Annotated in this window: 4 protein-coding genes and 1 pseudogene; 3 read left to right on the top strand and 2 right to left on the bottom strand. The window is 73.2% G+C overall.

Translation table 11 applies throughout. The annotated features are described in order from the left end of the window. Both AB0C20_RS35765 and AB0C20_RS35760 read right to left on the bottom strand, forming a co-directional pair. A pseudogene (locus tag AB0C20_RS35765) lies at positions 1-647 on the bottom strand (protein phosphatase); the annotation flags it as partial. Positions 648-719: 72 nt separating this feature from the next. Continuing rightward, positions 720-1,466, bottom strand: coding sequence for an SAM-dependent methyltransferase (locus AB0C20_RS35760; RefSeq protein ID WP_357187537.1), 747 nt, complete (start codon positions 1,464-1,466; stop codon positions 720-722). A gap of 112 nt (positions 1,467-1,578) precedes the next feature. On the opposite strand from AB0C20_RS35760, the gene AB0C20_RS35755 reads away from it, so the two are divergent. From AB0C20_RS35755 to AB0C20_RS35745, 3 genes are all read left to right on the top strand, one after another. Next, positions 1,579-2,460: a universal stress protein gene (locus AB0C20_RS35755; RefSeq protein ID WP_357569676.1), complete on the top strand. Its 882-nt coding sequence runs from the start codon at positions 1,579-1,581 to the stop codon at positions 2,458-2,460. 100 nt (positions 2,461-2,560) lie between these two features. After that, on the top strand, positions 2,561-2,773 hold the full coding sequence (locus AB0C20_RS35750) for a phosphatidylethanolamine-binding protein (protein WP_088948250.1): 213 nt from the start codon (positions 2,561-2,563) through the stop codon (positions 2,771-2,773). Then, positions 2,770-3,293: hypothetical protein (locus AB0C20_RS35745; protein ID WP_357569675.1), on the top strand; the 524-nt coding region annotated here is incomplete at its 3' end. The genes AB0C20_RS35750 and AB0C20_RS35745, both read left to right, overlap by 4 nt.

Below are 3,293 nucleotides of genomic sequence, written 5' to 3'. Positions count from 1 at the left end.
CGAGCACCGCCGCCGTCGCCGCGAGGGGCAGCCACACGGTGGGTCCGGCGCTGGCGATCCGCTGTCGGAGGGCCGTCGCGAGCGGTGCCCTTGATCCAGAGGATGTTGCCGATGGCGTCCCGCTTGTAGTTGGCGTCCTCGAACGCGTGGTGGGACACACCACGACCGGGCAGCAGGTCCCACTGCATCTCGGCGGCCATCGTCAGGCGCTCCCGTCGGCGGGCCCGCCGGTAACGGTCGGTCTCCCGGTCCGCCGCGCGCATCGCCACCGCCAGAGCGCCGGCGATGTCCGTCGCCCGACCGGTGACCGTCGCGTTCGGTACGGTCGGCAGCTCGATCAGCAGCACACCCAGCCGCTCCCCCCACACCGTCAGCGGCAGGTACAGCCGGCAGGGACCTTCACCGTCGCGTACCGGTTGCTGGCTGCTGAAGCAGCGCTGTGCCATGGTGTGGCAGGCCAGGAAGCCGCCCGCCGGCAGGTCCGGGTCCAGCACCGGCCAGAGGCCGCTGATCCGGTAGTCGGCGACGAAGACGTCGGTGCGCAGCGCGCCCATCGCGGACCGGATCGCCCGGTCCGCCGCCTCCGCCAACTGGTCAGGCGGAGCCTCGCGCAACGCGCGCGACACCACGTCCGGCGCGTCTACCATTCGTCGTCCTCCCCAGAAGCTTGCTATAGGGCAAGCATCATACGGACGCCCTCGGACGGATGATCGGCGCGGTCAGTCCGCCGCGCGGGTCGCGAGCACACCGTGGAACGCGTCGGGCACCCGCGCCGGCGGGCCGTCCGGCCGCCACTCGGCGACCGGGACGATCCCGTCCGCCGTCGGCGCCCACCGACCCAGCAGGGGCGCGAACGCCGCCGGTGGACGCATCCGGAACTGCGGGCCCATCATCGCCAGCGCCTGCGGGTGGCCGGCCAACTCCTCGGTGTCGAAGTCCACGGCGAGCAGGCTGCCCGGCGCCGCGGCGGCGTACAGCTCGTCGAGGGTGCGGGTCAGTGTGGCGTCGTCGAGGAACGCGGCCAACCCCAGGAAGACCACCCCGACCGGCCGCCGACCCCAGCCCGGCACGAAACGGTGCAGCTGCGCCGGGTCGATGGTGCCGATGTCGGTCGCGTCGCCGAAGCCGTAGCCGGCCCGGTCGCTGCCGGCGAGGATACTCTGTCCCAGTCGGATGGTGACCGGGTCGACATCGGTGTAGAGCACTGTCGCGTCGGTGGCGACCTCGTGCACGTTGCCCATCGTGGGCACCCCGGCGCCGAACACCAGGAACCCGTCCACGCCCTGGGCGGCCATGGCTCGCACCGCCCGGCCCAGGAACGCCCGCAGCTCCCGGAACACCGGCGCGCACGGCCCGTACGCCTGCTCGAACGCGCTCGCGGCGGCCACGTCCACGGGGAAGTGATGCTGCCCGCCGAGCCAAAAGTCGATCATGCGAGCGGTGCTCGGCTGGTCTGGTTCACCCATCGGCGGCGCTCCCTCCCCGGTCGTCGTCAGCGTACCGACCGGGACGCGCTCAGCGGTATCGCGGCGCGAGGGCGTCCGGGCCCGCGATACTGGCCGCGAGCGGAGGTGGGCGGTGAACTCGGCGAACAACGCGGCGGTGGTGGTCGGCGTCGACGGCTCGGAGTCGGCGCTGCGCGCCGTGCGTCTCGCCGCCGCCGAGGCGGCACGCCGGCACCGACCGCTGCGGGTCGTGCACGGTTTCATCTGGCCGCTACTACACGTACCGGTCTCCCCCGCCCCGGAGGCGCCGCCCGGCGGAGGGCTGCGCCACCGGGCCGAGGAACTCGTCGAGGCCGCGGTGCGCGAGGCCGAGGCGACAGTGCCCGGGTTGTCGATCTCCGGCGAGATCATCGACGGAGAGGCCGCCGCGGTGCTGGTGGGCGAGTCCCCCACCGCCGCGCTCATCGTGCTCGGCGATCGCGGGCTGGGTGGGTTCTCCGCGCTGCTTGTCGGCTCGGTCGCGGTGCAGGTCGCCGCGTACGCCGACTGCCCGGTGCTGGTCGCGCGCGGCACGCAACGACCCGACGAGCCGGTCCTGGTCGCGGTGGACGGCTCGGACGCCTCCCGGCGGGCGGCGGACTTCGCTGCCGAGACCGCCGTGTCGCTCGGCGTTCCACTGGTGGCGGTGCACGCCTACCGACACCCCGGCAGCAGCGGCCCGGGCGACATGCAACCCCTGGTGTACGACGAGGCGAAGCTGCGCGGCGAGCAGGAGCAGATGCTCGCCGGGTGGCTGACCGGGCTCACCGAGGACCACAGGGGTCTGCGGTTGACCTGCCAGGTGGTGCATGGCCGACCTGGCACCGTGCTCGCCGAGGCGTCCCGCTCCGCCCAACTGGCGGTCGTCGGTGGGCGCGGACGCGGCGAGGTGACCGGGTTGCTGCTGGGATCGGTGAGCCAGTCGATGCTGCACCACGCGCAGTGCCCGGTGGTCGTGGTCCGCGCTCCCCAGTAGCGCGCCGGTGGTTGGTCCGCCACCAGACGGGTAGACGGCCGCGGTACGCCCAGCGGACGGTGGGCAGCACCAGGTGCCCAGACCGACGAAGGAGGCACAGATGCCAGGACCACGGCCGGGCAGTAACGCGTACGACAAGCAGCGCGCGCGGTTGCGCAACGCGATCGACGACTCCGGGCGCCGAGTACCCGACGGCAAGGCCAACCAGGTCGCGAACCGGATCCTCCAGGAGGATCGCGGTCAACGGGGCGTGGTGCGCGGTGAGCGGACGTACGGCCCGAAGAGCGAGCGCGAACCGGGCGACCCGAAGTGAGGACTGTCGACGTGGCCGACGGCGCGATCGCTGGCGCCGTCGGCAGCACCGCGCTGAACGTGGTCAGCTACCTCGACATGGCGCTGAGGGGACGGCCGGAGAGCGACGTCCCGCAGGAGACCGTCGACCGGTTGGCTGGGATCGCGCACGTCAGCCTGGGGTCCGACGGCCGGGCGGCGAACCGCCGCTCGGGCCTCGGGCCGCTGATCGGTTACGGGCTGGGCGTCGCCGCGGGCGTCGGGTTCGCGCTCTACGCCGGTGGTCGACGTCAGCCGTTGCCGGTGGCCACCGGTCTGCTCGGCGCGGGCGTGATGACCATGACCGACGGGTCGATCACAGTGCTCGGGATCAGTGACCCGCGTACGTGGCGGCGCTCCGACTGGATCTCCGACATCATCCCGCACCTCGCGTACGGACTGGCGGCCGCCGCCACCTGGAACAGGTTGCGGCCCGGCCGAGGTCAAGGGCTGACCGCAGCCGGTCAGAGCACCTTGCCCGGGTTGAGCAGGCCGGCCGGGTC

The sequence above is a fragment of the Micromonospora sp. NPDC048843 genome (genome assembly GCF_040649965.1).
In the GTDB taxonomy this organism is placed as follows: domain Bacteria; phylum Actinomycetota; class Actinomycetes; order Mycobacteriales; family Micromonosporaceae; genus Micromonospora; species Micromonospora hortensis.
The sequence above is the reverse complement of the archived record's forward strand: the minus strand, read 5'-3'. Positions and strand labels throughout refer to the sequence as shown.

Excerpts from the sequence above, each read along its gene's own strand:
- AB0C20_RS35760 (WP_357187537.1), bottom strand. The coding sequence starts at position 1,466 with ATGGGTGAACCAGACCAGCCGAGCACCGCTCGCATGATCGACTTTTGG.
- AB0C20_RS35750 (WP_088948250.1), top strand. The coding sequence starts at position 2,561 with ATGCCAGGACCACGGCCGGGCAGTAACGCGTACGACAAGCAGCGCGCG.